The organism is Halorhodospira halophila (genome assembly GCF_016653405.1).
GTDB classification, from domain to species: domain Bacteria; phylum Pseudomonadota; class Gammaproteobacteria; order Nitrococcales; family Halorhodospiraceae; genus Halorhodospira; species Halorhodospira halophila_A.
Genome location: NZ_NHSN01000018.1, coordinates 162,068 through 189,019, shown reverse-complemented (window position 1 = coordinate 189,019; position 26,952 = coordinate 162,068). Strand labels below are relative to the sequence as shown.

The 26,952-nt window shown below is 67.7% G+C and carries 23 protein-coding genes and 1 other RNA gene; 12 read left to right on the top strand and 12 right to left on the bottom strand.

Annotation, left to right across the window (positions count from 1 at the left end):
* Positions 1-342 precede the first annotated feature (342 nt).
* Together ssrA and smpB are read right to left on the bottom strand one after the other, a co-directional pair.
* Positions 343-699, bottom strand: a transfer-messenger RNA (tmRNA) gene (ssrA, locus tag CCR79_RS08050).
* A 95-nt stretch (positions 700-794) separates the two neighbouring features.
* A complete protein-coding gene (smpB, locus tag CCR79_RS08045; protein ID WP_201170634.1) occupies positions 795-1,292 on the bottom strand; it encodes an SsrA-binding protein SmpB in 498 nt (165 codons plus the stop codon).
* Positions 1,293-1,415: 123 nt separating this feature from the next.
* Between smpB and CCR79_RS08040 the strand changes: the two genes are divergently transcribed.
* On the top strand, positions 1,416-1,862 hold the full coding sequence (locus CCR79_RS08040; RefSeq protein WP_201170631.1) for a type II toxin-antitoxin system RatA family toxin: 447 nt from the start codon (positions 1,416-1,418) through the stop codon (positions 1,860-1,862).
* The gene (locus CCR79_RS08035) at positions 1,852-2,145 is read left to right on the top strand and encodes an RnfH family protein (RefSeq protein ID WP_201170628.1); all 294 of its coding nucleotides are present in this window, start codon (positions 1,852-1,854) and stop codon (positions 2,143-2,145) included. Before CCR79_RS08040 ends, CCR79_RS08035 begins: the two co-directional genes overlap by 11 nt.
* An 11-nt stretch (positions 2,146-2,156) precedes the next feature.
* Here the strand turns inward: CCR79_RS08035 and CCR79_RS08030 are convergent, their stop codons facing one another.
* Entirely contained in the window at positions 2,157-2,492 is a 336-nt protein-coding gene (locus CCR79_RS08030) for an outer membrane protein assembly factor BamE (RefSeq protein WP_201170626.1), read from the bottom strand.
* A gap of 54 nt (positions 2,493-2,546) precedes the next feature.
* On the opposite strand from CCR79_RS08030, the gene fur reads away from it, so the two are divergent.
* On the top strand, positions 2,547-2,975 hold the full coding sequence (gene fur / locus CCR79_RS08025; RefSeq protein WP_201170622.1) for a ferric iron uptake transcriptional regulator: 429 nt from the start codon (positions 2,547-2,549) through the stop codon (positions 2,973-2,975).
* 22 nt (positions 2,976-2,997) lie between these two features.
* Here the strand turns inward: fur and recN are convergent, their stop codons facing one another.
* Entirely contained in the window at positions 2,998-4,668 is a 1,671-nt protein-coding gene (gene recN / locus CCR79_RS08020) for a DNA repair protein RecN (protein WP_201170620.1), read from the bottom strand.
* Between the two features lie 11 nt (positions 4,669-4,679).
* A complete protein-coding gene (locus CCR79_RS08015; protein ID WP_201170618.1) occupies positions 4,680-5,600 on the bottom strand; it encodes an NAD(+) kinase in 921 nt (306 codons plus the stop codon).
* A gap of 152 nt (positions 5,601-5,752) precedes the next feature.
* On the opposite strand from CCR79_RS08015, the gene hrcA reads away from it, so the two are divergent.
* From hrcA to dapB, 5 genes are all read left to right on the top strand, one after another.
* Positions 5,753-6,808, top strand: a complete 1,056-nt coding sequence (gene hrcA / locus CCR79_RS08010; protein ID WP_201170617.1) for a heat-inducible transcriptional repressor HrcA — start codon at positions 5,753-5,755, stop codon at positions 6,806-6,808.
* 112 nt (positions 6,809-6,920) lie between these two features.
* Entirely contained in the window at positions 6,921-7,637 is a 717-nt protein-coding gene (grpE, locus tag CCR79_RS08005; protein WP_201170616.1) for a nucleotide exchange factor GrpE, read from the top strand.
* 117 nt (positions 7,638-7,754) lie between these two features.
* Entirely contained in the window at positions 7,755-9,698 is a 1,944-nt protein-coding gene (gene dnaK / locus CCR79_RS08000) for a molecular chaperone DnaK (RefSeq protein ID WP_201170615.1), read from the top strand.
* Between the two features lie 110 nt (positions 9,699-9,808).
* Positions 9,809-10,969 (top strand): molecular chaperone DnaJ, encoded by a 1,161-nt coding sequence (dnaJ, locus tag CCR79_RS07995; protein WP_201170613.1) that lies wholly within the window; start codon positions 9,809-9,811, stop codon positions 10,967-10,969.
* Positions 10,966-11,769, top strand: coding sequence for a 4-hydroxy-tetrahydrodipicolinate reductase (gene dapB / locus CCR79_RS07990; protein ID WP_201170611.1), 804 nt, complete (start codon positions 10,966-10,968; stop codon positions 11,767-11,769). The genes dnaJ and dapB overlap by 4 nt, the downstream gene beginning before the upstream one ends.
* A gap of 38 nt (positions 11,770-11,807) precedes the next feature.
* Here the strand turns inward: dapB and CCR79_RS07985 are convergent, their stop codons facing one another.
* From CCR79_RS07985 to map, 7 genes are all read right to left on the bottom strand, one after another.
* Positions 11,808-15,221 carry a BadF/BadG/BcrA/BcrD ATPase family protein gene (locus CCR79_RS07985; protein WP_201170609.1) on the bottom strand — a complete coding sequence of 1,138 codons (3,414 nt, stop codon included), beginning with the start codon at positions 15,219-15,221 and terminating at the stop codon, positions 11,808-11,810.
* Positions 15,205-16,929, bottom strand: coding sequence for an activator of (R)-2-hydroxyglutaryl-CoA dehydratase (locus CCR79_RS07980; RefSeq protein ID WP_201170607.1), 1,725 nt, complete (start codon positions 16,927-16,929; stop codon positions 15,205-15,207). Before CCR79_RS07980 ends, CCR79_RS07985 begins: the two co-directional genes overlap by 17 nt.
* Positions 16,930-17,024: 95 nt before the next feature.
* The gene (gene dapE / locus CCR79_RS07975; protein WP_201170605.1) at positions 17,025-18,164 is read right to left on the bottom strand and encodes a succinyl-diaminopimelate desuccinylase; all 1,140 of its coding nucleotides are present in this window, start codon (positions 18,162-18,164) and stop codon (positions 17,025-17,027) included.
* Positions 18,161-18,982 (bottom strand): 2,3,4,5-tetrahydropyridine-2,6-dicarboxylate N-succinyltransferase, encoded by an 822-nt coding sequence (dapD, locus tag CCR79_RS07970; protein WP_201170603.1) that lies wholly within the window; start codon positions 18,980-18,982, stop codon positions 18,161-18,163. The genes dapE and dapD overlap by 4 nt, the downstream gene beginning before the upstream one ends.
* Positions 18,983-18,992: 10 nt before the next feature.
* Positions 18,993-20,192 (bottom strand): succinyldiaminopimelate transaminase, encoded by a 1,200-nt coding sequence (dapC, locus tag CCR79_RS07965; RefSeq protein WP_201170602.1) that lies wholly within the window; start codon positions 20,190-20,192, stop codon positions 18,993-18,995.
* Positions 20,189-22,855: a [protein-PII] uridylyltransferase gene (gene glnD, locus CCR79_RS07960; RefSeq protein ID WP_201170600.1), complete on the bottom strand. Its 2,667-nt coding sequence runs from the start codon at positions 22,853-22,855 to the stop codon at positions 20,189-20,191. Before glnD ends, dapC begins: the two co-directional genes overlap by 4 nt.
* Positions 22,856-22,884: 29 nt before the next feature.
* On the bottom strand, positions 22,885-23,652 hold the full coding sequence (gene map / locus CCR79_RS07955) for a type I methionyl aminopeptidase (protein ID WP_201170598.1): 768 nt from the start codon (positions 23,650-23,652) through the stop codon (positions 22,885-22,887).
* Between the two features lie 280 nt (positions 23,653-23,932).
* Here map and rpsB point away from each other — a divergent pair, with 280 nt between their 5' ends.
* The 4 genes from rpsB to frr all read left to right on the top strand — a co-directional run bounded on the left by rpsB (position 23,933) and on the right by frr (position 26,944).
* Positions 23,933-24,676, top strand: coding sequence for a 30S ribosomal protein S2 (rpsB, locus tag CCR79_RS07950; RefSeq protein WP_201170597.1), 744 nt, complete (start codon positions 23,933-23,935; stop codon positions 24,674-24,676).
* Between the two features lie 15 nt (positions 24,677-24,691).
* Entirely contained in the window at positions 24,692-25,567 is an 876-nt protein-coding gene (gene tsf, locus CCR79_RS07945) for a translation elongation factor Ts (protein WP_201170596.1), read from the top strand.
* 76 nt (positions 25,568-25,643) lie between these two features.
* The gene (gene pyrH / locus CCR79_RS07940; RefSeq protein ID WP_201170595.1) at positions 25,644-26,390 is read left to right on the top strand and encodes a UMP kinase; all 747 of its coding nucleotides are present in this window, start codon (positions 25,644-25,646) and stop codon (positions 26,388-26,390) included.
* Complete coding sequence (gene frr / locus CCR79_RS07935) at positions 26,387-26,944, top strand: ribosome recycling factor (RefSeq protein WP_201170593.1); 558 nt, start codon at positions 26,387-26,389, stop codon at positions 26,942-26,944. Before pyrH ends, frr begins: the two co-directional genes overlap by 4 nt.
* Positions 26,945-26,952 lie beyond the last annotated feature (8 nt).

Genomic DNA, 26,952 nt, shown 5'->3' with positions numbered 1-26,952 from the left:
CCCCCTCCCTCCCTCCCGTTCCCGTGACGCTGTGAGACACCCGAGGCGTGCTCGGTGTCACCGAAAAATCCTTGTAAAAACAACGCGGTGACTTCTGTGACATCTGTGACACCTGCTTTTGGCGGTGTCCGCGTTGGTCTCCGGGCGGTGGGTATTGGCTCGCGGTTGTGTCGCCGCCCTTGTGGGTATCGGGTAGCGAGGACACGCCAGCACCCCGTCCGCTACCCGCAGACTATGGTAGCTTACAATGGACGGTAGTGGACGATAGGGACGGGTAAGCGCCGGGATTGCGGGCGTTTAAGCTAGAGAGCGGGATGTCAGTGGACGTTGAAAACGTTTATGTGGTGGAGGCGGCGGGAATCGAACCCGCGTCCGCAGGAGCTACACCGTCGGTCCTACATGCTTAGCCGATCTATTCTTTTTAACGGTTGAACGCCCGACCGGCAGGGCGGCTCAACCGCGAGCCCGTTGGGTTTCACGATGCCGGACCGGACCTATCCGGGCATCGCTATCCTGCGTCTATGACTGCTCGTCAGCCGGCACAGGCACCGACTGGGAGCAGCTGGCGGGTGTTACGCCGCCAGGGCGTAGTTGTCGTCGTTGGCAACTATCTTTAAGTACAGCCTGTTTTACGAGGTTGACTGTCACCTCGGCATGCACCTCGGGTTTCGCGACCTGCGTCGAAGCCATGTCGCCCCCGTTGCAACTGAGTAGACAGTGTACGGCTCGTGGAGTTCCCTCGGCAAGCGCGATTATCGCGCCGGCAGAGACCGGTCGACGGGCCGGCCCCCGTGCTAGCTGACCTTGTGCTTGAGCAGGCGCTCCCGCTGGCGCTGCCAGTCCTGCTCCTTCTTATCCGCCCGCTTGTCCTGCTTCTTCTTGCCCTTGGCTACACCGATCTCGATCTTGGCGCGCCCCTTCTTCCAGTAGAGCTTGAGCGGCACCACGGTGTAGCCTTCGCGGTCCACGGCGCCGATCAGACGGCTGATCTCGCGACGGTGGAGCAGCAGCTTGCGCGTGCGCGTCGGATCCGGCCGGACGTGGGTGGAGGCAGTGCTCAGCGGCGTGATGTTGCAGCCGATCAGCCAAGCCTCGCCGCGACGGACGAGGACGTGGCTTTCGGTGAGGTTCACGCGCTTGGCACGCAGCGATTTGACCTCCCAGCCCTCCAGCGCCAGCCCGGCCTCAAGGCGCTCCTCGATGAAGAAATCGAAGCCCGCCTTGCGGTTGACGGCGATGACGTTGCCTTCGGTCTTTTTGCTTTTTCCGGCTTTCTTGCTCACGGGGCGCATTGTATAGACGCCGGACCGCTGCGCAAAGCGCTGCGGCCGCCTGGTGGTTGGTGGTTGTCGGGGAGGACGCGGATCGTGACAATGGCCGGTCAAGGTCCGGAACGCTGGAGAACGGGAAGCCCCATGCCGAGCATCAGCCGCAGTGAGCTGGTCCCCTACACCGCCATCGAGATCTACGACCTGGTCAACGATGTCGCCCGCTACCCGGAGTTCATTCCGTGGTGCAAGGAGTGCGAGATCCTCGAGACCAGCGAGGACACCACCCGTGCCCGCATGACCTTTGCCAAGGGCGGCATGGAGAAGTCGTTCGTGACCGCGAATCGACACCAGCGCGGCAAGATGATCGATATCCGGCTCGTGGAGGGACCGTTCCAGCGCCTGGAGGGTTACTGGCGCTTTCGAGACCTGGGCGAGAGCGCCTCGAAGGTGACCCTGGACATGGAGTTCGAGTTCTCCAATCGGATCGTGGCCTACGCCTTCGGCAAGGTCTTTACCCAGGTGGCCAATACGCTGGTAGACAGTTTCGCCCGGCGGGCCCGCGAGGTCTACGGAGAGCGCGATGTCCTCTGACGGGGGATTGCAGATCGAGGTCGCCTACGCCCTACCGGAGCAGCAGACCGTGCTTCGGCTGGAACTGCCGGCTGGCAGTACGGTGGGGGACGCCCTGAACGCCTCGGGGCTCCTCGAGCGCCATCCGGAGATCAACCTGACGCAGCAGTCGGTGGGCGTGTTCGGGCAGATCGTCGGCCTCGATACCCCGCTGCACGATGGTGACCGGGTGGAGGTCTACCGGCCGCTGCAGGTCGATCCGAAGGAGGCCCGCAAGCGGCGGGCCGCTCGCAAGGCCTCCTGAATGGACGCAGGCTAGCGGGACGTCCAGTGATCCTCGATCTCGACGAGGGTGTCGTCGTCGAAGTGGAGCGTCAGCCGCTTGCGCGCCTGCTCGCTGCCGCTGCGCTCGTACAGGTAGTCCCAGCGATCATCCTCGAAGGCGTGCTCGAGCACCGGCGTGCCGAGCCGCTGCCGGACTTCGGCACGGCTCATGCCGACGGCGATCCGCTCGATGTCCTCTTCCTCAAGCAGGTTCCCCTGCTCGATCTCCAGCGGCTGGGCCAGCGGGAACTGACCGCCGCACCCGCTGGCGAATGAGGCGCCGAGAACGCATAATAAGAATAACTTGCATTTGGATGGTGTCGTCATAGAGGAAATGGTAGCCTAATGACCGAATCGACGAACAGTAGGCGAGGGGAAGCTGTGGACGCTGGTGGCTTGCGCAAGGCAGGGCTGAAGGTCACGCTGCCGCGGATGAAGATCCTGGAGGTGCTGCAGCAGAGTCAGCAGCGCCACGTCTCCGCGGAGGAGGTCTACCGGGCCCTGCTGGATGCTGGGGAAGACATCGGACTGGCCACGGTCTACCGGGTCCTGACCCAGTTCGAGACGGCGGATATTCTGGTCCGGCACAACTTCCAGGGCAGTCATTCCGTCTTCGAACTCAACGATACGGCGCATCACGATCACATCGTCTGCGTGGAGTGCGGTCGCGTGGAGGAGTTCGTGGACGACACCATCGAGCAGCGCCAGCGCGATACGGCTCGGGACCACGCCTTCCGCATGACCGGGCACTCACTGGTACTCTACGGCGTTTGCGCCGATTGCGCCGGGGCCAGCGAAGAGGGCAGTTGACCCCTCCGCGCCTGTCATGCCCTTAGCCAGCGCCGCGGGCCAGCATACGCTGCGCCGCGGCACGCTCGTGATCGGTGATCTCCAGCCCTCCGAGCATGCGCGCGATCTCCTCGATTCGCTCGGCCTCCGCGAGGGGATCCACCTCGGTGCGTGTGCGTCCGTCGCCCTCGGATTTGCTGACACGAAAGTGGGCGCCGCCCTGGGCAGCCACCTGCGGGAGATGCGTCACGCACAGGACTTGGTAGCGCTGCCCGAGGGTGCGGAGCAGGCGCCCGACCACCTCGGCCACCGCGCCGCCGATGCCGGTGTCGGCCTCGTCGAACACCAGCGTCGGCACCCCGCTGGCGCGTTCGACCGTGGCCACCTGGATCGCCAGACCGATTCGGGAGAGCTCGCCGCCCGAGGCGACCTTGGCCAGGGGGCCGGCAGACTGGCCGGCGTTCGTGCGCACCAGCAGCTCGATACGGTCGAGGCCGTGACTGCTCGGAGTGGCCTCCGCCTCAAACTCGATCGCCGGGATGAGTTCAGCGCCGGCCATGCCCAGTTCCCCAAGCAATTGATGGACCTCGGTGGCCAGCTGGTCGGCGGCGTTCTGGCGCAGCCGGGACAGCCGCCGGGCGGCGTCCTGGTAGCGCTCCACGGCCGCCGCCCGGTTCTGACGTAGTGTCTCCAGGCGCTGCCCGGCGTTCTCCAGACGTTCGAGCTGGGCCTGCAGCGTCTCGAGGGTTTCCGGTAACTGCTCGACCTCGACACGATGCTTGCGGGCGAGATCCCGCAATTCGCTGATGCGCTGGTCGAGTTCGGCCAGGCGCTGCGGATCGATCTCGAGCCCGTCGGCAAAGTTGCGTAGGGTCTGGCAGCCCTCTTCCAGGTGTGCCAGGGCGTTCTGGAGCAGGTCGGCTGACTCGCCCAGGGCGGGGTCGATCTCCCGCCGCTCTTCCAGCTCACGGACCGCGCGGCCGATGAGCGCCTGAGCGGCGAGGTCATCGTCCGACAGGGCCTGGAGCTGGGTCTGGGCCAGCGCGATGAGGGATTCGGCGTGGGCCAGCCGCTGGTGCTCCGTCTCCAGCTCGTTCAGTCCGTCCCGGGAGGGGGCTGCGCTTTCAAGCTCTTCGACCTGATGCCGCAGCAGGGCGAGGCGATCCTCGTAGTCGTGGTCCCGGTCCTCGAGTTCGGCCAGCTCGCGGTCGATCTCGCGCAATTCGCGGAAGCGCTCGGTGACCGCACGACGTAGCTCGCCGGCCTCGGCGTAGGCGTCAAGGAGTTCGCGCTGAATGGCCGGGCGCAGCAGCGATTGGTGGGCGTGCTGGCCGTGGATGTCGACCAGCTGCTCGCCGAGTTCGCGGAGCACCTGCAGGGCCACCGGCGTGCCGTTGACGAACCCCCGCGAGCGCCCGTTGCTCTGGATAACCCGGCGGACGATGATCTCGTCATCCCCGTCGAGTTCGCGATCAGCCAGCCACTGAGTCACCTCGGGGCCGGGCGGGTCGAACACGGCGCTGACCTCCGCGCGCTCCGCCCCGGGGCGGATGATCTCGGACCGGGCGCGGTCGCCGAGGCAGAGGCCAAGGGCGTCGAGGAGGATGGACTTGCCGGCACCGGTTTCGCCGGTCAGCACATGCATGCCCGCGCCGAACTCCAGATCGAGCTGATCGACGATGGCGAAGTCGCGGATGTGGATCTCCCTGAGCACAGCGCTTCTCCCTATGCGCCGAAGGGTTCGATGTTGCACAGCGGCCCGCCCCAGCCGAGCTTGGCGCGGAGCAGGTTGAAGTAGCTGTAGCCCGGCGGATGGACCAGGCGGATCGGGCTCGGGTGGGCCCGCACCACCAGCCGGCTGTCCTCCTGGAGGGTCAGGTCCCTCTGGCTGTCGCAGCTGACCCGGACGTGCTCGATGAACCGCGGGTGGACATCGATCTCGATCCGGCTGTCTCCATCGACCACGAGTGGCCGATTACTCAGCGTGTGCGGACAGACCGGCACTAGAACCATGGCGTGCAGGTTAGGGTGGGCGATGGGCCCGCCTCCGGCCATGGCGTAGGCCGTCGAGCCGGTCGGTGTGGCAATGATCAGTCCGTCGGAGCGGTGATCGCTCAGCGGCTCGCCGTCGATCCGCGTGACCAGTTCGATCATCCGCGCGGTGTTCCAGCGGTGCAGGACCACCTCGTTGATGGCCACGTCCTCGCGGAGCAGCGTATCATCCTGGTTGGAGCGGATCTCGGCGCGCAGGATCAGCCGCTCGTCGACGACGTGCTGCCCGTCCAGGATCTGCGCGACCTCGTCCAGATGCTCGGGTGCGATGTCGACCAGGAACCCCAGCCGGCCGCGGTTGATGCCCATCAGGGCGACATCCCGCCGGCCGGCCACGGCCCGGGCGATGTGGATCAGGGTGCCGTCGCCCCCGATGGCGATGATCAGATCGCAGGCATCGAGCAGGGCTTCACGGGGCACGCGCTGCAGGTGGTGATCACCGGTCTCCGGCATGGACTGCTCATCGAGCAACGCCGTACAGCCGCGCGCTTCCAGCATGGGCAGCAAGCGCTCGACCAGCCCGGTGATGGCCGGGTCGCCGGGTTTGCCGGTGATGCCGACGGTGGGGAAGGGCGGTGGTGGATGTACGTCCATGGTCGGGAACGGTATCACGTCGCCCAGGGGGCGCCAATTGGCCGGCGACTGGCGCGTTGACGGTCGTTCGCGCGGCTTGCTAGCCTCTGATCGCACTTTGAGCGCCCTAAGTGCAACCCCCGCGAAATCGCGCAACCCGTGGTGCATGAGCCATGAGCCCGCCGCACGACCTGGAGCTGGGCGACCGCGCGCGCACCCTGCTCCGCACGCTGGTGCGTCGCTACATCGACAGCGGCAGGCCGGTCGGGTCGCGCAGCCTGGCCCGTGAAGCCGGGCTGTCCGTCAGCCCAGCCACGGTGCGCAACGTCATGGCCGACCTCGAGGAATTGGGCTATCTGGTCTCGCCGCACACCTCGGCCGGTCGGGTGCCGACCGATCGGGGCCTGCGCTTCTACGTCGACTGCCTGCTCCAGGTCCAGCCCATCGAGGGCGACACCGTCGAACAGCTCCGCCGGCGTCTGGTTCGCGACCGGGAGGAGGGGGCGGAGGAGTTGGCCGACTCCGCCTCGGACCTGCTCTCGCAGTTGACCCGGCTGGCCGGTGTGGTGACCCTCCCGCGCTGCGACTGGGCGGTGCTGCGCCACGTTGAGTTCCTGCCGCTGTCCGACCGTCGCGTGCTAGCGATCCTGGTGATCAATGAGCGGGATGTGCAGAACCGCGTCATCCGCACCGAGCGCGACTTCTCCGAGGCTGAGCTTCAGCGCATCGCCAACTACCTCAATGCGGAGTTCGCCGGCGTGGAGCTGCCGCGCGTGCGCCAGCGCCTGCTCGCCGCCATGCAGGCCGATCAGCAGCGGCTCGACGAACTCATGCGCTCGGCGGTGGAGGTCGGCGAGAAGGCCCTGGCGGAGGAGCAGGACGACGAGGGGTACGTGGTCGCGGGTCAGACCAATCTGATGGAGTTCGAGGAACTCTCCGATGTGGACCGGCTGCGCCAGCTGTTCGAGGCCTTCACGCAGAAGCGTGACATCCTCCACCTGCTCGATCGCTGCGCGCGGGCCGATGGCGTCCAGATCTACATCGGCCAGGAGGCCGGTTACGAGGTCTTCGACGGTCTCTCGCTGGTGACGGCCCGTTACGGGGTCGCCGGTGAGGCGGCCGGGGTGCTCGGGGTGATCGGGCCGACCCGCATGGCCTACGACCGGATCATTCCGATCGTCGACATCACCGCCCGATTGGTCGGCTCGGCCTTGAATCCGCCGCGCTAGATCCCCACACCTGTGCCCAGGCAGGAGGCAGTGCACCCGGTGGCCGCGCTTGGGGCGCCCGGTGGTGGGCTGCCAGTAACCGTTTTCCGGCTCAATCCAGCGGAGCAGCCATATGACTGATAACCAGCGACAGAGCACGACCGAGGAGCAGCCCGAGGTGCGCGGCGACGCGCAGGCAACCGCCGAGGCGTCGGAGCAGAAGCACACCCGTCAGGCCTCGGAGGCGCTCGAGGGCGAGCTCCAGAGCGGCGATTCGGCGAGCGAGGGCGCCGCGGCGGACGAGGCCGGTACCAGCGCCGAGGACCTGGAGCAGCGTATCGAGGAACTCGAGAACGCCCTTGCTGACGCCGAGCGGAAGGCCCAAGAGAACTGGGATCAGGTGCTGCGCATGCGCGCCGAGCTGGAGAACGCGCAGCGCCGCGCGGAAAAGGATGTCGACCAGGCCCGGCGGCAGGGGCTCGAGAAGGTCTGCGGCGATCTCCTGCAGGTCAAGGACAGCCTGGAGATGGGCGTCCAGGCGGCCGAAGACGCCGAGGCCGATCGCGAGAAGCTCCTCGAGGGCTCGCAGTTGACCCTCAAGATGCTCAATCAGGTCTTCGAGCGCTTCGAGATCGAGGAGATCAACCCGCTGGGCGAGCGTTTCAACCCCGACTACCACGAAGCTATGGCGACGCAGCCCAGCGAAGAGCAGGAGCCGAACACCGTGCTCCACGTGGTGCAGAAGGGCTACCGCCTGCAGGATCGCCTGCTGCGCCCGGCACTGGTGGTGGTGGCCAAGAAGGCCGACGGCAGTGCGGGCAGCGGTGGCTCGGTGGACGAGACCGCCTAAAGGCACGCGATTCGGCGCGATTCAAACCGGGCCCTTGAAAAAGCCGATGGGGCACCGCACTTAAGGGGCAGAAGGCAATCAGGCCCGGACAGATTCAACGGTTAGCAGGAGCGAATTATGGGTAAGATCATCGGCATCGACCTGGGCACGACCAACTCGTGCGTGGCGGTCATGGAGGGCAATAAGACCCGCGTGATCGAGAACGCGGAGGGCGATCGGACCACCCCGTCGGTGGTGGCTTTCGCCGAGGATGGCGAGGTGCTCACCGGCGCCCCGGCCAAGCGGCAGTCGGTCACCAACCCGGAGAACACCATCCATGCGGTCAAGCGCCTGATCGGCCGGCGCTTCGACGAGGATGTCGTCCAGCGCGACATCAAGGAGATGCCGTACAAGATCGTCAAGGCGGACAATGGCGACGCCTGGGTCGAGGCGCAGGGTAAGAAGATGGCGCCGCCGGAGGTCTCGGCGCGCACCCTGCAGAAGATGAAGAGCACCGCCGAGGACTACCTGGGTGAGGAGGTCACCGAGGCAGTGATCACCGTCCCGGCGTACTTCAACGACTCCCAGCGTCAGGCCACCAAGGATGCCGGCAAGATCGCCGGACTCGAGGTCAAGCGCATCATCAACGAGCCGACGGCGGCGGCGCTGGCCTACGGCCTGGACAAGGAGGGCGGCGACAAGAAGGTCGCGGTCTACGACCTGGGCGGCGGCACCTTCGACGTGTCGATCATTGAGATCGCCGAGGTCGACGGCGAGAAGCAGTTCGAGGTCCTCTCCACCTCCGGCGATACCTTCCTGGGGGGCGAGGATTTCGACAAGCGGATCATCGACTACCTGATCCAGGAGTTCAAGAAGGACCAGGGCATTGACCTCGGCCAGGATCACCTGGCGCTGCAGCGCCTGCGCGAGGCGGCCGAGAAGGCCAAGGTGGAGCTCTCCTCGAGCCAGCAGACCGAGATCAATCTGCCCTACATCACCGCGGATCAGAGCGGTCCGAAGCACATGGCCATCAAGCTCACCCGGGCCAAGCTCGAGTCGCTGGTCGAGGACCTGGTCGAGCGCACCATCGAGCCGTGCAAGACCGCGCTCAAGGACGCAGGCCTGGCGGCCAGCGACATCCAGGACGTGATCCTGGTCGGTGGCCAGACGCGGATGCCGAAGGTCCAGGAGAAGGTCAAGGATTACTTCGGCAAGGATCCGCGCAAGGACGTCAACCCGGACGAGGCCGTGGCCGTGGGTGCAGCGATCCAGGCCGGTGTGCTCGGCGGTGACGTCAAGGACGTTCTGCTGCTCGACGTCACGCCGCTGTCGCTGGGCATCGAGACCCTCGGTGGCGTGATGACCAAGATCATCGAGAAGAACACCACCATCCCCACCAAGGGGACGCAGACCTTCTCGACCGCCGAGGACAACCAGACCGCCGTGACCGTCCACGTCCTGCAGGGCGAGCGGGAGATGGCCAAGGACAACAAGTCCCTCGGTCGTTTCGATCTGACCGACATCCCCCCGTCGCCGCGTGGTGTGCCGCAGATCGAGGTCGCCTTCGACATCGACGCCAACGGCATCCTCAACGTCTCGGCCAAGGACAAGGCCACCGGCAAGGAGACCGGCATCGAGATCAAGGCCTCCTCCGGGCTGACCGAGGACGAGATCGAGCGTATGGTCAAGGAGGCCGAGGAGCACGCCGAAGAGGACCGCAAGCAGCGCGAGCTGGTCGAGGCGCGCAACCAAGCCGAGAACATGATCCACTCGACCCGCAAGACGCTGTCGGATCTCGGCGAGCAGGTCGGCGATGCCGAGAAGCAGGAGATCGAGAGCGCCATCAGTGAGCTCGAGCAGGTCAAGGACGGCGAGGACAAGGAGGCCATCGAGCAGAAGACCCAGGAGCTGGCGACCAAGGCCGGCGAGCTGGCGCAGAAGGCGTACCAGCAGTCCGGTGGCGGCGAAGAGGCCTCCGCGGGTGCGGGCTCCGGCGAGGCCGCGTCGGGCGAGCAAAAGGAGGACGTGGTCGACGCCGACTTCGAAGAGGTCAAGGACGAGGACGGCAACTCCCGCAAGTGAGCCGCAGCCGGCGGCCCGCTGCCGAGCGGGCCGCCGCCAGAGCGGAGGCGCAGGGTGGGACACCCTCCTGCGCCTTTGTCGTTACCGGGTGCTGAAACGCGGAGCAGCCTATGGCGAAGCGTGACTACTACGAGGTGTTGGGGGTCAACAAGAACGCCTCTGACGCCGAGATCAAGAAGGCCTACCGGCGCATGGCCCAGAAGTACCATCCGGACCGCAATCCGGGGGACGAGGAGTCGGCCGAGCGCTTCAAGGAGGTCAAGGAGGCCTACGAGGTCCTCTCGGACGCGCAGAAGCGCGCCGCCTACGACCAGTTCGGCCACGCCGGGGTGGATCCGTCCGCCGGCGGTGGCGGGCCGCGCGGCTACGGTGGTGGCGCCGGACCGGGCGGTCCCGATTTCTCGGATATCTTCTCCGACGTCTTCGGGGATATCTTCGGCTCCGGGGGTGGCCGCGGCGGCGGCCGCAGCCGGGCCTTCCGCGGTGCCGACCTGCGCTACACACTCGAGCTGAGCCTCGAGGACGCGGTGCGCGGTACCGAGGAGCAGATCCAGGTGCCCACCCACGTCGAATGCGACTCGTGCAAGGGCTCGGGCTCCCGGGCCGGCTCCAAGCCGCAGACGTGCCCGACCTGTAAGGGCCACGGCGACGTGCGCGTGCAGCAGGGATTCTTTTCCATCCAGCAGACCTGTCCGCGCTGCGGCGGCGAGGGCGTTGTGGTGACCGACCCGTGTCCCAAGTGCCGGGGCCGGGGTCGGGTCGAGGACCGCAAGACCCTCAGCGTGCGCATCCCCGCCGGCGTCGATACCGGCGACCGCATCCGCCTCTCCGGCGAGGGCGAACCGGGCGAGCGCGGTGGTCCGCCGGGTGACCTGTACGTCCAGGTCGCCGTGCGCGAGCATGAGTTCTTCGAGCGTGACGGGGCCGACCTGCACTGCCAGGTACCGGTGGACATCGTCACCGCGGCCCTCGGCGGCGAGGTTGAGGTGCCCACCCTCGACGGCCGCGTGAACCTGCGCATCCCGCCGGGGACCCAGCCCAACCAGGTGTTCCGCCTGCGCGGCAAGGGGGTCAAGCCGGTGCGCGGCAACCGCCAGGGCGACCTGCTCTGCCGGATCCACGTCGAGACGCCGGTCAACCTGACCAAGCGCCAGCGTGAGCTGCTCGAGGAGTTTCAGGCGACCCTGCAGGACACCGGAGGCAAGCACCATCCGCACACCTCGTCGTGGCTCGACAAGGTCAAGCGCTTTATCGAGGAGTGGCGGATATGAGCCTGGGCATCGGCATCATCGGGGCCGGCGGCCGCATGGGCCGTATGCTGATCGATGTGGTGCACCGGCAGCCGGGGGTGCATCTGGCCGCCGCCACCGACCGGGCCGGTGGCGAGGCCGTCGGTCGGGATGCCGGTGAACTCGCCGGGCAAGGGGCGGTGGGCGTGACCGTCGGGGACGACATTGCGACCGCCGTGTCTGCCTCCGAGGCTGTGATCGATTTCAGCCTCCCCGAGGCGACGGAGGCGGTGACTGCTGCCTGTGCGCAGGCCGGCCGCCCGCTGGTACTGGGGACCACGGGCCTCGGCGAGGCCCAGCGCGAGGCGGTGCGGCAGCTCTCGGAGCAAGTGGCGGTCATGCACGCGGCCAACTATTCGACCGGAGTGACGCTGCTGACCGCGCTGGTCGAGCAGGCCGCCCGCGCCATCGGTGAGCACAGCGACATCGAGATCATCGAGGCCCACCACCGCCACAAGGTGGATGCCCCTTCGGGTACTGCGCTTCGGCTCGGCGAGGCGGCGGCCGATGCCTTGGGACGTGACTTGGGGCAATGCGCCGTCTACGGCCGCGAGGGCTACACCGGGGAGCGCGACCGGCGGGCCATCGGCTTCGAGACGATCCGTGCCGGCGACATCGTCGGTGAGCATACCGTGCTCTTCGGCGGGGACGGTGAACGGGTCGAGCTCACCCACAAGGCCTCGAGCCGCACCACCTTTGCCGCCGGCGCCCTGCGGGCCGCCACGTGGCTGGTGGAACAACCGCCGGGGCTCTACGACATGCGCGATCTGATCGGCGTGTGAAGGCCTGAGCACGGGGCGGCCGCTCGGCCGCTCCGTGCTCAGGCAGCCGAGCGCTTGGCGGGTAGCTCGGCCTGGTATCGGCGCAGGAAGTAGTCGATGGTCTCGGTGCGGATCTGGATCGATCCGCCGGGGCGGTTCTCGTCTAGGTCCTTGAAGCAGAAGTAGGGTGTTCCGGATTGCTCGATGATCGCCTCGATCACCGAGTAGATCGGGGCGTCGTGGCCGCACTTGAAGTTCGACAGCTCCACGGCCACCAAGTTGGGGTGGCGGGCGATGAACTTCGCCGCCCAGAGCTTGCGGGAGCTGTGCTCTGAGAAGTCGTGCTTCCAGACATCGTCGATGGCCAGCGCCGAGCGCATGGCGCCGGCGCGCACCTCGGCGCCGAAGAGCTGCTCGAGCGTGGCCGGATCGCGGGGCAGGGCGTCCTGCCACAGGATCGGGTAGCCCTTGCGCTGCAGATCATCGAGGATGCCGTGGTTGATGCCCGGATCGTTGTGGTAGGGCCGGCCGAGGACCCCGATACCCACCCGTCCTTCCTGCTCCAGCCGCTGCAGCGTCTGCCGCTGTTCGGCCTCCATCCGCTCGTGGAAGGCGTGCAGGGCTGCCAGGCCCTGTTCCGCGGCGCGCCTTGACTCCCTGGCGCTGATGCCGAGTTCCTCTCCCCAGTCGGCGCGCATCTGTTCGGCACACAGCGCCGCGTCGTCCAGGTTGACCAGGGTCTTGCGGAAGCGGATCCCGTGCTCGGCGAACACGTCCCCCTCGCGGCGGAAGGCGGCGTGGGTGGCTTCGGCGGTGCCCGGCACCGTCGGGCACGCCTGGGCGGCGAGTGCGCCGTCCAGAGCGCCGGGCAGACTCTTGATCATCGGGAAGAAGATGTGGGTGAGCGGCCGCCGGCGGTGTTTGCGGGTAAGCAGGTTATGGACGTGCGGGATGCCGAGCTTGCTCGGGAAGCACGGGTCGATGCTGCCGCGGTTGGCGCCGCGACGGTAGAGTTCCGGATCGGTGTAGTCGGAGAAGACCAGCGCCCGTTCGGGGACGCCGAGCGCTGTGAAATAGCCGAGGAAGAAGGGCGCGCAGCTGTAGAGGTTCAGGACCCGGGGGATACCGATGCGCACCTGACGGCGATAGGCCATCGCCGCCCGGCGGCGGGCCGCAGGGCGGCCCAGCGGGCCGGGCAGGCGGGTCTGTGGCAGCGGGTCGGCGACCCCTTCGACCTGCGGGGTGCGGAAGACCTCGCGGGCGGCGCGGTCCAGGTGATTCGGATTGCGCTCGGCGTCGCGATCGAGCGCCGCCTTGATGCGCTGCATGGTGTCTTTGTCCTCGACCTCGCCCTGCTCGCAGGAGGCGATGATTACGCGCCGGAAACCGGGGGCCAGGGGGACCGAGGTCCGGGGTGGCGTATCGGCCCCGGTTGCCGGCTCGGTGACGTCGCCGGTGGCCACGTCGATGAAGGTCCGCAGGCAGAGGTTGCGGCAGAAACGACACCGTGTGCGCTCGTCGCGGATGGTGTGGTGCTGGAGGCGGCGCGCGCGTTCGAAGCCGATGAACGTCGAGCGGCGGTGCTCGCTGCGGTGCAGTCGGCGGGCCTCGAGCCCCGCGCCGATCGCCCCGGATTCACCGCAGTGGCGGTGCACGCGGATGTCACACTCCGCCCCCACCTGCCGGAAGCGCTCGCGCAGGTAGTCCACCTGTGCCTTCACGGCGGCGAGGTTGTGCTGCGTTCCCCCTTGTAAGACGAAACGCCGTCCCAGATCCGCCGGGTTGGGCTGCTGCGCCACATAGAGCCAGATGTTCTTCGGCAGGACCGCCGCCAGACCGGCGAGGATCTCGTGGCGCTGCCAGCCCTTGCGCTGGAAGTCGACGATGTCCGACTGCAGGAAGACCGCACAGCCGTGGTTGAACACGGGCATCGCCTCCGCGCTGAGCGCGGTCTCGGCGTAGTCCTCGAGCTCGATGCCAAAGGCGCGCGCGGTTGCCTGCAGGAAGTAGCCGTTGCCCGCCGAGCATTGGGTGTTGAGACGGAAGTCGCGGACCCGGCCGTCGCGCAGGAACATCAGCTTGATGTCCTGGCCGCCGACATCGACGATGCAGTCGGTCCCGGGGTGCTCTTTTTCGCAGGCGTGGGCGTGGGCCACCGTCTCGACGACCGCGGTATCCGCATGCAGCACGTCGCGCAGGATATCCTTGGCGTATCCGGTGGTGCCCACACCGAGGACTTCCAGTTCCGCCCCTTGGCGCAGGACGGCGGTCTCCAGTTCGGCGAGCAGGGCAACGGCGTCCTCGATGGGGTTGCCTCCGGAGAGTCGATAGGCCTTGGCGAGGACCTCGCCGTCCGGATCCAGCAGGACGCCCTTGGTGGAGGTGGATCCGGCGTCGATCCCCACATAGCCGGTCACCCTTTCGCCGGGGGAGAAGCGGGCCGGCTGCCAGGGTTGCGGCTGGAACTCGCGCAGAAACGTTTCCAGCTCGGCGGAATCTTGGACCAGGGGCGGTGCGCCGCCCGGGCGCCGCCCGCCGGTGCGCTGCTCCGTCAGCCAATCGTCCAGCACGCCCGGCCCCGGGTAGCGCCCGGCGTCCGGGTCATCGGCCAGCTCGCTGCGCCCGAACGCGACCGCGCCGAGCGCGGCGAAGTACTGGGCCTGCTCGGGGACGTGGACGGCTGCCTCCAGCGGCGCGTTCCAGTCGACGCCTCGCTCCTCCCAGAGGGCCTGGATGTGGCTTCGCCAGCACTCCTGAAGGCCGCGGATGTAGGTGTTCGGCCCGCCGAGCAGCAGCACCCGGGGGTGGAGGGTGTGGCCCCGGGTCAGGACGGAGAGGTTCTGCTGCACGATGGCCTCAAACAGTGAGGCCATCAGTTCCTCGGCGGCGACCCCCTGCTTCTGTAGGGAGTTGATATCGGTCTCGGCGAAGACCCCGCACTTCCCGGCCACCGGGTGGACGGTGTGGCCGACATAGCCCATGTCGCCGAGCCGCTCCGGCGCGATGGCCAGCTTGGCGGCGATCTTGTCGATCACGGCGCCGGTGCCCCCGGCGCACTTGTCGTTCATGGCCGGGATCTTGCGCTTGCTGCCGTCTTCCAGCGACTTGAAGACGATGATCTTGGCGTCCTGGCCACCGAGCTCGACCACGCTGCCGACGTCGGGGAAACGCGACTCGACGGCCAGCGACACGGCGTGGACCTCCTGCACGAACCGCGCCCCCAGGGCCCGGGCGACGCTGCCGCCCCCCGAGCCGGTGGTGAACAGCCGCAGGTTTTCGCGACGCGCCGCTGGGATGGCTGCCTCGATCCGGGCGAGGAAGTCACGCACGGTCTCCAGCTGGCGCGTTTCGTGGCGGCGATAGTCGTGCCAGAGCAGTGTATCGTCGGCACCGTCGATGACTACGGCCTTGACCGTGGTGGAACCGACGTCCAGGCCGACCAGGATCGGGGCGTGATCAGCGGGGCTGGGCATGACGGGGCTCCCCGGGCTGGTGCTCGGTGGCGGCGTGGCGGGGCGAGTCCGGGTGGCTGGCCATGCGATCGGCCAGGTGATGGACGAACCGTGCCGCCCGGCAGATCGCCCCGCCGGTATGGGGGATCGGGTAGAGCGGGCTGCGCAGCTGCGGGCGTTCGGCGATGTAGGCGCGCAGCGTGTCCAGGTCGGTGCCGCGGGCGGTCAGGGCGTCTTGGAACTCGTTGCGGGCGGACTCGCGCGCCTCGCCCAGCGCCATCTGTGCCCGCGAGTAGGCGTTGATCTCGCCCTCGCCGGAGGTCTCAATGGGCAGGAAGCGGATATCCGGATAGTCGGCCTGCACGGCTGCCTGGGCCCCGTCGGACTGGGTCGAGGGCATGCAGCCGAAGGGCTTGAGCGAGAGGGTCATGTGCGCCAGACGGTTGCGGTGGTAGTAGAGCGTCTTGGCCACCTCAAGGTGTCCCTCGCCACCGGTGATGCGCGGGTGGTAGTAGGGGCGGCCGAGACGCTCCAGGGTACGCTGGTCGGCCAGCGGGGCTGCACAGTTACCGAGGGCGGCGCGCATGCGGTCGTACTCGCGATGGAGGAGCCGGCCGATCTGCTCGATCAGCCAGTGGCGCAACCGTGTGGTGGTGGCCCGCAGTAGGGCGCGGCCCGTCCGGACGTGAGCCGCCGTCTCGGCCGCCCGGGCCTCATCGAGCTGGCCGTGGAGCCCGTGGCGCATGTAGTCGACCCATCCGGCGACCGGTTCCACCTGGATCTCGGCGCCTTCCCCCTCGAGAAACTCGAACATGCGGAAGTTGCCGTCCCCCTCGGTGGTCTGCGCCCAGAACTCGCCGGTGACCTTCACCAGGGGACGCGGGCGCAGGTAGTCCACCTCGAAACCCGCTTCGATGATCCTGCGACAGCGGGACAGGGCGGCGGTGCAGGTCGAATCCCGCAGGCGGGTGAGCAGGCGGGCGGCATCCTCGGCACTGGACAGGGGGGTCACGGCGGCCAGCAGCCGGGCCGTGGCCGTCACCCGGGGATGCGGCCGTCCCTGGCCGAGCGCCCGCTCGCACTCGCTCAGGCAGGCCTCGAAGGTCCGTTCGGCCGCGGAGCTATCGGTAGCGTAGGGGCGCGCCCGGTAGAAGACGGCATTGAGCACGTCGGCCATGAACAGGGCGTCGAGCACGGCGATGTAGAGACCAAGGTCCACGGAGAGTCCGTCTCCGTAGCCCTCGTCCGGGTGGCCATCGCCGCCGCCCTTCTTGTCGAAGGCGATCACCCGGAACCCCGGATAGCCGGCCTTGGCCAGGGCCTGCCGGTACTGCGCCTCGTACATCCCGAAACGGCAGGGCCCGCACGAGCCCGGCGTGACGAAGACGTACCGGTCCGTAACTTCGTCCCGCGCGAGGTTACGCTCGGCTCGGCGCCGTTCGAGGTGGTTGATCAGGGCGCCGGCGACGAAGTAGACCGGATTGCACTGGCCGTTGTTGCAAAGCTCCCGGCCGGTCTGCAGATCGCCGCGCTCCGGCGTGGGGATCGCCTCGGCATGGTAACCCAGCCCCCGCACGGCGGCGGTGAGCAGCCGATCATGAGCGACGCTGAGACTGCCGAAGAGCAGGGTGACCCGGTCCCGTTCCTCGCGGGTGAACGGCCGCTCGGCGGGGCGCCGGTAGTGACGCCTCGCGCCGTCCTGCGGGTGCGTCGGCGGGCTCGGTTCCATGGGCCACTCGCGTACCGCTGATCCGGTCAGCCTTCCAATCTAATCCTGTTGCCCGAAGGCATCAAATCGCCCCTGGGCCCCTCGCCGCCCGGGGCTCAGCCTGCCGCGCAGTCCAGCAGGCGCTGCAGGATGTCGAAGTAGATCGCCTCCAGCGCTTCGAGGTCGGCGACCGCGACGTGCTCATTCGCCTTGTGAATGGTGGCGTTCAGCGGGCCGAGTTCCACCACCTGCGCGCCGGTCGGGCCCATGAAGCGGCCATCGGAGGTGCCCCCGGAGGTCGATCGCCGTGGACAGCGCCCGGTGTGCGCAGTGACCGCCTGCTCGACGGCCTCGATGAGCGCCCCGCCTCGGGTGGCGAAGGGGCCGCCCGAGTGCCGCCAGGATATCGTGTAGTGGACGCCGTTGTGGTGGAGGATCGCCTCGATCCGTTGCTGCAGATCCTCGGCGGAGACCGTCGGGGCGTAGCGCAGGTTGAAGACGACCTCCATGGCGCCGGGGATGACGTTGTCCGCCCCGGTGCCCGCCTGGATGTTGGAGATCTGGAAGCTGGTCGGCGGGAAGTCGTCGTCACCCTGATCCCACTCGGTGGCCACGAGCTCCTGCAGCGCCGGTGCGAAAACGTGGATGGGGTTGTCCGCCTGGTGCGGGTAGGCGACGTGACCCTGCTCGCCGTGGACGGTGAGGTGGCCGGTCAGCGATCCCCGGCGGCCGACCTTGAATTCGTCCCCCAACTGCGCCTGGCTGCTGGGCTCGCCGACGAGGCAGTAGTCGATGGCGCTGCCCCGCTCGGCCAGGGTCTCCACCACGTGGCGCGTGCCATCCACCGCAGGACCCTCCTCGTCGCTGGTCAGCAGGACCGCGATGGCGCCGGCGTGCTTGGGATGGTGGGCGACGAAGCGCTCCACGGCAGCGGTGAAGGCGGCGACGCTGCCCTTCATGTCCGCCGCACCGCGGCCGTAGAGACAGCCATCCTCGACGATGGGCTGGAAAGGTGGGTGCTGCCACGCTGACTCCGGGCCACTGGGGACGACATCGGTATGGCCGAGGAAGCAGAACAGCGGCCGCCCGGTGCCGCGCTGCGCCCACAGGTTGGTCACCCCGCCGGTGCTCAACCACTCGGCGCCGAAGCCGGCCGCGGCCAGGCGTTCGGCGATGAGGGTCTGGCAGCCGGCATCCTCGGGGGTCACCGACGGTCGCTGGATCAGCTCCCGGGCCAGCTCGAGGGTTGCGCTCATGGGCGCAGCAGCTCGTTGATGCCGACCTTGGCGCGGGTCTTCTCGTCCGCGTATTTGATGATCACGGCACAGTAAAGACTGTGGCTGCCATCGGCGGCGGGGAGGTTTCCCGGGACGACCACGGCACCCTCTGGAACGTGCCCGAAGTGGACCTCACCGGTGTTGCGGTCGTAGATCTTGGTGCTCTGGCCGATGTAGACGCCCATGGAGATCACCGCGCCGCGGCCGACGATCACCCCCTCGACGATCTCCGAGCGGGCGCCGATGAAGCACTCGTCCTCGATGATGGTCGGGTTGGCCTGCAGCGGCTCGAGTACGCCGCCGATGCCCACGCCGCCGGAGAGATGGACGTTCTTGCCGATCTGGGCGCAGGAGCCCACCGTGGCCCAGGTGTCGACCATGGTTCCCTCGTCCACATAGGCGCCGATGTTCACGTAGGAAGGCATCAGCACCACCCCGGGGGCGATGTAGCTGCCGCGCCGCGCTGCCGCCGGCGGCACCACGCGCACGCCGGACTCGCGCAGGGCGTCCTCGCCCCAGTCGGCGAACTTCATCGGCACCTTGTCGAAGAAGTTGGTCACGCCGCCGCGCATCAGGCGGTTGTCGTTGAGCCGGAAGGAGAGCAGGACGGCTTTCTTCAGCCACTCGTTGACCTGCCAGCCCTCGTTGCCCGGTTCGGCCACCCGTGCCTGGCCGCTATCCAGACGGCGCAGGGCCTCATCGACCGCCTCGCGGATCTCGGCGGGGGTGTCATTCGGGTTGAGGCGGGTGCGTTGTTCGAACGCCTCTTCGATCACCTTCTGGATGTCTGCAGCCATGCTGGGCTCCCTATTGGAAATTTCTCTGGACAAACCGCCGGATCCGCTCCGCCGCCTCGATGCAGGTGGCCAGGTCGGGAACCAGCGCCATGCGGATGCGTCCCGCCCCCGGAGCAACCCCGTCAGGGCCGGTGCGGGAGAGGAAGCTGCCCGGTAGAACCGTGACGTGCTCTTCCTCCCAAAGCCGCCGGGTGAACTCCTGGTCGTCCACCGGTGTGCGCGGCCAGAGATAGAAGGTCGCCGGCGGCGGGGAAACGTCCTCGAGGGCGTCGGCGAGAATGGTACACACCTCCCGGTAGCGCTCGCGATAGCGCGCCCGGTTGTCGATGACGTGGCTCTCGTCGCCCCAGGCTGCGGTGCTCGCGGCCTGCACGTGCAGGGGCAGGGCGCAGCCCTGATAGGTGCGGTAGCGCAGGAAGGCGTGGATCAGGCCCGGGTCGCCGGCAACGAACCCGGAGCGCAGGCCGGGGGCGTTGGAGCGCTTGGACAGGCTGTGGAAGACCAGGCAACGGTGGAAGTCGGTGCGCCCCTCGGCCTGGCAGACCTGCAGCAGTCCGGGCGGGGGATCGTCCTCGTCGGCGTAGATCTCGCTGTAGCACTCATCGGCGGCCACGATGAAGCCGTACCGGTCACTGAGTTCCAGCACACGGCGGTGGTAGTCGGTGCCGGCCACGGCGCCGGTCGGGTTGGCCGGGCTGTTGAGGTAGAGCAGCTGGACCCGCTGCCAGGTCCGCGGCTCGATGGCGTCGAGATCCGGCAGCCCGCTGCCCGGGTCGATGGGCAGGTAGAGCGGGCGCGCGCCGCTGAGCAGCGCTGCACCCTCGTAGATCTGATAGAACGGGTTGGGCATGGCCACGTACGGCCGGCCGCGGCCGATGACAGTCTGGGCGATGGCAAACAGTGCCTCGCGGGTCCCGGCGACGGGTAGCACGTGGTACGCAGGGTCCACGGCCGTCCCGGGCAGGTCGAAACGCCGGCACAGCCAAGCGGCGATCGCCTCGCGCAGCGACTCGAGGCCCCGGGTGGCCGGGTAGCGAGCTACCTGATCCAGGTTATCGCGGAGCACCCGGGTGAGCAGCTCGGGGGGCGGATCCTGGGGCTCGCCGATCCCCAGCCGGATGGGCGCTGCAGCCGGCGCGCGGTGCCCGGCCAGAAGCCGCTCCATGCGCTCGAAGGGGTAGGGCTGCAGCTCGGAGAGACCGCGATTCATAGATCCTCCGCGTCGAGGAGTCCTTGCAGGGCCTGACGCACACAGCGGTACTGCGCCGGCCGGCGCAAAGGCTTGCCCTGGTCATCGGTGATGAAGAACACGTCCTCGGCCCTCTCTCCCATAGTGGCGATCTTGGCGTTCTTGACCCGCACGCCGCACTGCGAGAACGCCCTGCCTACCCGTGCCAGCAGTCCGGGCCGGTCGGCGGTGATCAGCTCCACGACGGTGCGGGTGTTGTCCGGGTCGTCCGTAAAGCGGATCTGCGTCTCGGTGCGAAAGTGCTGGAGCTGTCGCGGGATGTGCCGCGCCACCGGGGCCGGGGGCGGGCCCTGCTCAGCGGCGGCGGCGGCCAGCACGCGGCGCACCTCCTCGATCCGTTGTTCCTCCCGCGGTGGCTCGCCGTGTTGTTCCAGCACCCGGTAGCTGTCCAGGGTATAGCCGGCGTCGGTGGTGATCACGCGGGCATCCTGGATGCTCAGACCGAGCCGGTCCAGGGCCCATACACAGCGGGCGAAGAGATCGGTGCTGTCGGGTGCGTAGAGGAAGATCCGCGTGCCGCCTCCAGCGTCCTGCGCGGCGGCCAGGACCAGCGGGAGCTGGCCCGGCAGCGCCTCGGCAATGGCCTCGGTGTGCCAGGCGATCTCCTCGGCGCTGTGGCGCAGGAAGTAGTCCTCCGGCAGCTCCCCCCAGACTTTGCGGATGCGCCCCGGTCCGTAACCGCGCTGGCGGAGGATTCGCCGGGCATCGCGCTGGGTGTCGCGGATCAGCTCGCGCTTGTCCAGCGGCTTACCCAGTCCGCGGCGGATGGCGGCCCGGGTCAGCCCGTAGAGCTCGTTGAGCAGCGCGGCCCGCCAGGCGTTCCAGAGTTCCGGGTTGGTGGCGCGGATGTCGGCGACGGTCAGCAGGTAGAGGTAGTCCAGGTGGGGCTGGTCGCCCATGGCGCGGGCGAACTCGGTGATCACCGCCGGGTCGGAGAGATCCTTGCGCTGCGCGGTGACCGACATGTCCAGGTGGTGGCGCACCAGCCAGGCGACCAGGCGGGCGTCGTAGGCCCCGAGCCCGTGCTGGATGCAGAAGTCGTAGGCATCGGTGGCGCCCAGTTCGGAGTGATCGCCGCCGCGGCCTTTGGCGATGTCGTGGAACAACCCCGCCAGGAAGAGCAGCTCGGGTTTTGGCAGCTGCTGCATGATGTCGTGGGCCAGGGGCAGCTCGGCACGGTGCTCGGCCAGGGCCATGCGGCGCAGGTTGCGCACCACGAAGAGGGTGTGCGAGTCGACGGTGTAGACGTGGAACAGGTCGTACTGCATGCGCCCGGCGATTCGCCCGAACGCCGGGATGTAGCGCCCGAGCACGCCGTAACGGTGCATCCGGCGCAGGGCGTGGGTGATGCCCTGGGGCTGGCGGAGGATCTCCATGAACAGGCTGCGGCAACGCAGATCGCGCCGGAAACTCTCGTCGATGAGCGTCCGGTGCTGGCGGATGAGCCGGATGGTCGAGGCACGCACGCCCTTGAGTTCCGGGTGCTGCTGCAGCACCAGGAAGACCTCCAGCAGGGCGAATGGATAGCGCCGGAATACCGAGGGGTCGGTGACCTCAAGGAAGTCGCGGCGGATCTGGAAGCGCTTGTTGATCGGGGTCGGCTCGGTACCCGAACCGGCGTAGAGGATCGCCTCCTGGAAGTGCTGCAGGAGCATCTCGTTCAGCCGCGAGATGTCCATGGCGGTGCGGAAGTAGCGCTGCATGAACTGCTCGACGGCCAGGGTGCGGTCGTCATCGACGTAGCCGAACAGCTCGGCCAGACCGACCTGGTGGTCGAAGAGCAGACGGTCCTCGCGTCGACCGGCGATCAGGTGCAGACCGAAGCGCACGTCCCAGAGGAAGCGTTGGCCGGCGTGGAGGGCCTGGTACTCGGCTTCGGTCAGGAACCCCTCCGCGACCAGCTCATGCACGTGCTCGGCCCCGAAGTGGCGCTTGGCGACCCAGCCCACCATCTGGATGTCGCGCAGACCGCCGGGGCTGGATTTGATGTTTGGTTCCAGGTTGTAGGCGGTGTCGTGGAATTTGGCGTGGCGGGCCTGCTGCTCGGCCAGCTTGGCCTCGAAGAAGGCCGGGCTTGGCCAGATGCGCTCGGCCGACATGGCCTGGCGCAGCGACTGACAAAGCTGCGGGTCGCCGCAAAGCAGGCGCGACTCCATGAGATTAGTCGCGATGGTGATGTCGTCGCCGGCGGCCTCGATGCACTCCTCGACGCTGCGAACGCTGTGACCGATGTCCAGACCTAGATCCCATAACCCGGTGATGAGGGATTCGAGCGAAGGGGTGAGCGCCTCTCTGCGCCCGGGGGCGACCAGGACCAACACGTCGATGTCGGACCCCGGGTGCAGCTCGCCGCGGCCGTAGCCGCCCACCGCCAGGAGCGCGCAGCCGCCTGGATCGTCGCCGCCCAGGCTGCCTCGCCACAATTGTCGGACCACCTCATCCACCAGGGCGGCCCGTTCCGGAACCAGTTCCTCCGCGCCGGTCCCGGCGCGGAATCGCTCGGCGAACTCTGCATCAGCCTCCCGCAGGGCTTGGCGCAGGGTGGGCAGCAGCGGCTCACCCGCCTCCAGCGCCCGGGCTAGATCACCGGACTCCAGGACGGCGGGACGGGCCGTGGCGGGCATGGTGGGGCTCCTGTCGATGGGACGGCGACTCAGCGGCCGTCCGGTGTCGGGGTGAGGATCTCGTAGCCGGCCTCGGTGACAAGCAGGGTGTGCTCCCACTGGGCCGAGAGGCTGCGGTCCTTGGTCACCACCGTCCACTGGTCCCGCAGCAGCTTGGTGGCCGGTTTTCCGGCGTTGATCATCGGTTCGATGGTGAAGGTCATACCGGGCTCGAGGCGCATGCCGGTGCCGGGCTGGCCGTAGTGAAGCACCTGTGGCTCCTCGTGGAAGCTCTGCCCGATGCCGTGGCCGCAGTACTCTCGCACGACCGAGAAGTTGTGCTCCTCCGCGTGGCACTGCACGGCGTGGCCGATATCCCCCAGAGTGGCGCCGGGCCGGACCTGCTCGATGCCGCGCCAGAGGCAGTCGCGGGTGGTTTCCACGAGGCGTCGGGCCAGGATGCTCGGCTCGCCGACGTAGAACATGCGGCTGGTGTCGCCGTGCCAGCCCTCGGGGTCGATGACCGTCACGTCGATGTTGAGGATATCGCCCTTCTTGAGCTTTTTCGGCCCGGGGATGCCGTGGCAGACGACGTGATTGACCGAGGTGCAGGTGGCCTTGGGGAAGCCGCGGTAGTTCAGCGGCGCCGGCGTCGCCCCGAGCTCCTCCGTGATGTAGCGATGACAGAGCTCGTCGAGGTACTCGGTTGTCACCCCGGGCTCGACCCGGGGGGCGATCATGTCCAGCACGCTCGCGGCCATCCGGCCGGCGCGGCGCATGCCCTCGATCTCTTCAGCGGTTTTGATGGGTACAGACATGCGCCTCATCATAACATGTGGAGTTCGCCTGCGGTGTGTCGCCGCCCGGCCGTGGAGGGTGTTGCCCAGCATCGGCAGGCCGTGCAGTTCATTCTTGTAACCGACTGTCGATAGTGGTATAAACCGCGCTGCTGCGGCGTAAAGGTGCGCCCAGCAAACTGGGAAAACCACTGAATCCACACATACGCCGTCACATTCGACCGGGTGCCCGGTGGCCGTGCGCGACCGGGTCGTCGTCTGCGGGCGTATGGAGGCTCAACCCGATCCAAGGAGATCCGACATGGCCGACGTTTCCATGCGTCAGATGCTGGAAGCGGGAGTGCACTTCGGGCACCAGACCCGCTTCTGGGATCCGAAAATGCGCCCCTTCATCTTCGGTGAGCGCAACAAGATCCATATCATCAACCTCGAGAAGACGCTGCCCCTCTACAAGGACGCCCTGAACTTCGCCGGGCGCCTGGCCAGCAACGGTGGCAAGATCCTCTTCGTCGGGACCAAGCGGCCGGCGCGGGAGCTGGTCCGCGAGCATGCGGCCCGCTGCGGGATGCCCTACGTCGATCACCGCTGGCTCGGCGGCATGATGACCAATTTCCGCACCGTCAAGCACTCCATCGCCCGCCTCAAGGACCTGGAGACCCAGGCGGAGGACGGCACCTTCGACAAGGTGACCAAGCGCGAGGCGCTGGCGCTGAGTCGCGAGCGCGAGAAACTTGATCGCAGTCTTTCGGGCATCAAGAACATGGAGCGCCTTCCCGACGCCATGTTCGTCGTCGACGTGGGCTATGAGCACATCGCCATCTCCGAGGCGAAGAAGCTCGGCATCCCGGTCATCGGCGTGGTGGACACCAACTGCTCGCCCCGCGAGGTCGACTACGTCATCCCCGGCAACGACGATGCCATCCGTGCCATCGAGCTCTATGTCAGCGGTATCGCCGATGCCGTCCTCGAGGCCAAGCAGGCAACCAGTCATGCCGCGGCCTCGGGCAAGGACGACTTCGTCGAGATCAACGACACCGCATCCTGAGGGGGGCAAACAGAGATGTCCGTATCCGCAAATCTGGTCAAGCAGCTTCGTGAGCGCACCGGCTCCGGCATGATGGAGTGCAAGAAGGCCCTGGTGGAGGCCGACGGGGACCTGGAGGCCGCCGCAGAGCTGATGCGCAAGAAGGGCCTGGCCAAGGCCGACAAGAAGGCCGATCGGGTCGCGGCCGAAGGCCGCATCGTGGCGGCCCGCTCCGATGACGGCAAGGCCGGCGTGCTCGTCGAGGTCAACTCCGAGACCGACTTCGTCGGCAACGGCGACGAGTTCCGCGCCTTCGCCGAGTCCGTAGCGCAACGGGCTCTGGACTCCGGCGCCGAGGACCTGGACGCCCTGCTGGCCAGCGAGGTCGACGGCAAGTCGGTGGAGACCCTGCGCCAGGAGATGGTCGCGCAGCTCGGCGAGAACATCGAGGTCCGTCGTTTGATCCGCTACGCTGGCAACCAACAGGTGGCTCAGTACCTGCACGGCGCGCGGATCGGCGTGATGGTCGAGTACACCGGGGGCGACGAGCAGCTCGGCCGCGACCTGGCCATGCACATCGCGGCCTCCTCGCCGGTTTGCGTCAGCCCCGACGATGTGCCGTCGGATCAGCTGGCCTCCGAGAAAGAGGTACTGCTGGCGCAGGCCCGCGAGAGTGGCAAGCCGGAAGAGATCGTCGAAAAGATGGTCGAGGGCCGGCTCAATAAGCATCTGAGCGAGATCACGCTGCTCGGTCAGCCCTTCGTCAAGGACCCGGATCAGACCGTCGGGGACCTGCTCAAGGCCAAGGGCGCGGAAGTGACCCGCTTCGCGCGCTACGAGGTCGGCGAGGGCAAGGAGAAAAAGGACGAGAGCTTCGCTGACGAGGTGATGGCCCAGGTCCGCGACTCCTGAGCCCGGGCGGCGCTATCAGCAACGGCGGTGCCCGGGGTGCCCGGGCACCGCGCCCGCTCACCGAAAGGCCGGAGTCATGACGGTGCCGCACTATCGCCGGATACTGCTCAAGCTCAGCGGCGAGGCGCTGCTGGGTGACGGACAATACGGGATCGCCGCCAACACGCTCGATCGCATCGCCGACGAGCTCGCCGAGATCAACGCCATGGGGGTCCAGGTGGCGGTGGTCATCGGGGGTGGCAACATCTTCCGCGGGGCCGGTTTGGCCGCATCGGGCATGGACCGCGTCACCGCCGATCACATGGGCATGCTGGCCACCGTGATGAACGCCCTGGCCATCCAGGACGCTCTGGAGCGGCGGAACGTGTTCTGCCGCGTCATGTCGGCCATCAAGATCAATCAGGTCTGCGAGGATTACATCCGCCGCCGGGCGGTGCGTCACCTGGAAAAAGGCCGGGTGGTGATCTTCGCGGCCGGTACCGGCAACCCCTTCTTCACCACCGACTCCGCCGCCAGTCTGCGCGCCGTGGAGGTCGGAGCCGAATTACTGCTCAAGGGAACCAAGGTCGACGGGGTTTACAGCTCCGACCCGGTCCGCGACCCCGAGGCGAAACGCTATCAGCAGCTCACCTACGATGAAGTGCTGAGCAAGCGCCTGGAGGTCATGGACGCGACCGCCATCGTCCTGTGCCGCGATCAAGCGATGCGCATCATGGTCTTTGACATCACCAGCCCGGGTACCATGGTCGCCGCGGCCCGTGGCGAGCCGGTGGGCACCGTGGTCGACCCGGGCCTGCCCAGCGCCCAGGAGGAATCATCGTGATCGAAGATATCCAGGAAGACGCCGACCGCCGGATGGCCAAAGCTGTCGAGAGCCTCAAGCACGACCTGGCTCGGCTGCGCACCGGGCGCGCCCATACAAGTCTGCTTGATCAGGTGAATGTCGAGTATTACGGCATGGAGGTGCCCATCAAGCAGGCGGCCAACATCAGCGTGGAGGATTCGCGCACGCTCGCCGTTACGCCCTTCGAAAAGCACATGGTGCCCGCCATCGAGAAGGCGATCATGGCCTCGAACCTGGGGCTGAGTCCGGTTACGGCCGGGCAGGTCATCCGGGTGCCGCTGCCCTCACTGACCGAGGACCGCCGCAAGGAGATGGTCCGCCTGGTCAAGAACGAGGCCGAGCAGGCCCGCGTCGCCATCCGCAACGTCCGCCGGGATGCCAACTCGGACCTCAAGGACCTGGCCAAGGGCAAGGACATCACCGAGGACGAGGAGCGCAGCGGCCAAGAGGCCATTCAGAAGCTCACCGACCGGTACGTGGCGCAAGTCGACGACCTGCTCGAGGAGAAGGAACGCGAGCTCATGGAGGTCTGAGCGGGTCG

Coding starts and splice junctions, on each gene's coding strand:
- pyrH (WP_201170595.1), top strand. CDS start 25,644: ATGACGGTGCCGCACTATCGCCGGATACTGCTCAAGCTCAGCGGCGAG.
- CCR79_RS08040 (WP_201170631.1), top strand. CDS start 1,416: ATGCCGAGCATCAGCCGCAGTGAGCTGGTCCCCTACACCGCCATCGAG.
- dapD (WP_201170603.1), bottom strand. CDS start 18,982: ATGGCTGCAGACATCCAGAAGGTGATCGAAGAGGCGTTCGAACAACGC.
- dnaJ (WP_201170613.1), top strand. CDS start 9,809: ATGGCGAAGCGTGACTACTACGAGGTGTTGGGGGTCAACAAGAACGCC.
- CCR79_RS08015 (WP_201170618.1), bottom strand. CDS start 5,600: ATGGACGTACATCCACCACCGCCCTTCCCCACCGTCGGCATCACCGGC.
- dapB (WP_201170611.1), top strand. CDS start 10,966: ATGAGCCTGGGCATCGGCATCATCGGGGCCGGCGGCCGCATGGGCCGT.
- tsf (WP_201170596.1), top strand. CDS start 24,692: ATGTCCGTATCCGCAAATCTGGTCAAGCAGCTTCGTGAGCGCACCGGC.
- smpB (WP_201170634.1), bottom strand. CDS start 1,292: ATGCGCCCCGTGAGCAAGAAAGCCGGAAAAAGCAAAAAGACCGAAGGC.
- glnD (WP_201170600.1), bottom strand. CDS start 22,855: ATGCCCGCCACGGCCCGTCCCGCCGTCCTGGAGTCCGGTGATCTAGCC.
- hrcA (WP_201170617.1), top strand. CDS start 5,753: ATGAGCCCGCCGCACGACCTGGAGCTGGGCGACCGCGCGCGCACCCTG.
- CCR79_RS08030 (WP_201170626.1), bottom strand. CDS start 2,492: ATGACGACACCATCCAAATGCAAGTTATTCTTATTATGCGTTCTCGGC.
- CCR79_RS07980 (WP_201170607.1), bottom strand. CDS start 16,929: ATGGAACCGAGCCCGCCGACGCACCCGCAGGACGGCGCGAGGCGTCAC.
- dnaK (WP_201170615.1), top strand. CDS start 7,755: ATGGGTAAGATCATCGGCATCGACCTGGGCACGACCAACTCGTGCGTG.
- grpE (WP_201170616.1), top strand. CDS start 6,921: ATGACTGATAACCAGCGACAGAGCACGACCGAGGAGCAGCCCGAGGTG.
- dapC (WP_201170602.1), bottom strand. CDS start 20,192: ATGAATCGCGGTCTCTCCGAGCTGCAGCCCTACCCCTTCGAGCGCATG.
- dapE (WP_201170605.1), bottom strand. CDS start 18,164: ATGAGCGCAACCCTCGAGCTGGCCCGGGAGCTGATCCAGCGACCGTCG.
- CCR79_RS07985 (WP_201170609.1), bottom strand. CDS start 15,221: ATGCCCAGCCCCGCTGATCACGCCCCGATCCTGGTCGGCCTGGACGTC.
- CCR79_RS08035 (WP_201170628.1), top strand. CDS start 1,852: ATGTCCTCTGACGGGGGATTGCAGATCGAGGTCGCCTACGCCCTACCG.
- rpsB (WP_201170597.1), top strand. CDS start 23,933: ATGGCCGACGTTTCCATGCGTCAGATGCTGGAAGCGGGAGTGCACTTC.
- map (WP_201170598.1), bottom strand. CDS start 23,652: ATGTCTGTACCCATCAAAACCGCTGAAGAGATCGAGGGCATGCGCCGC.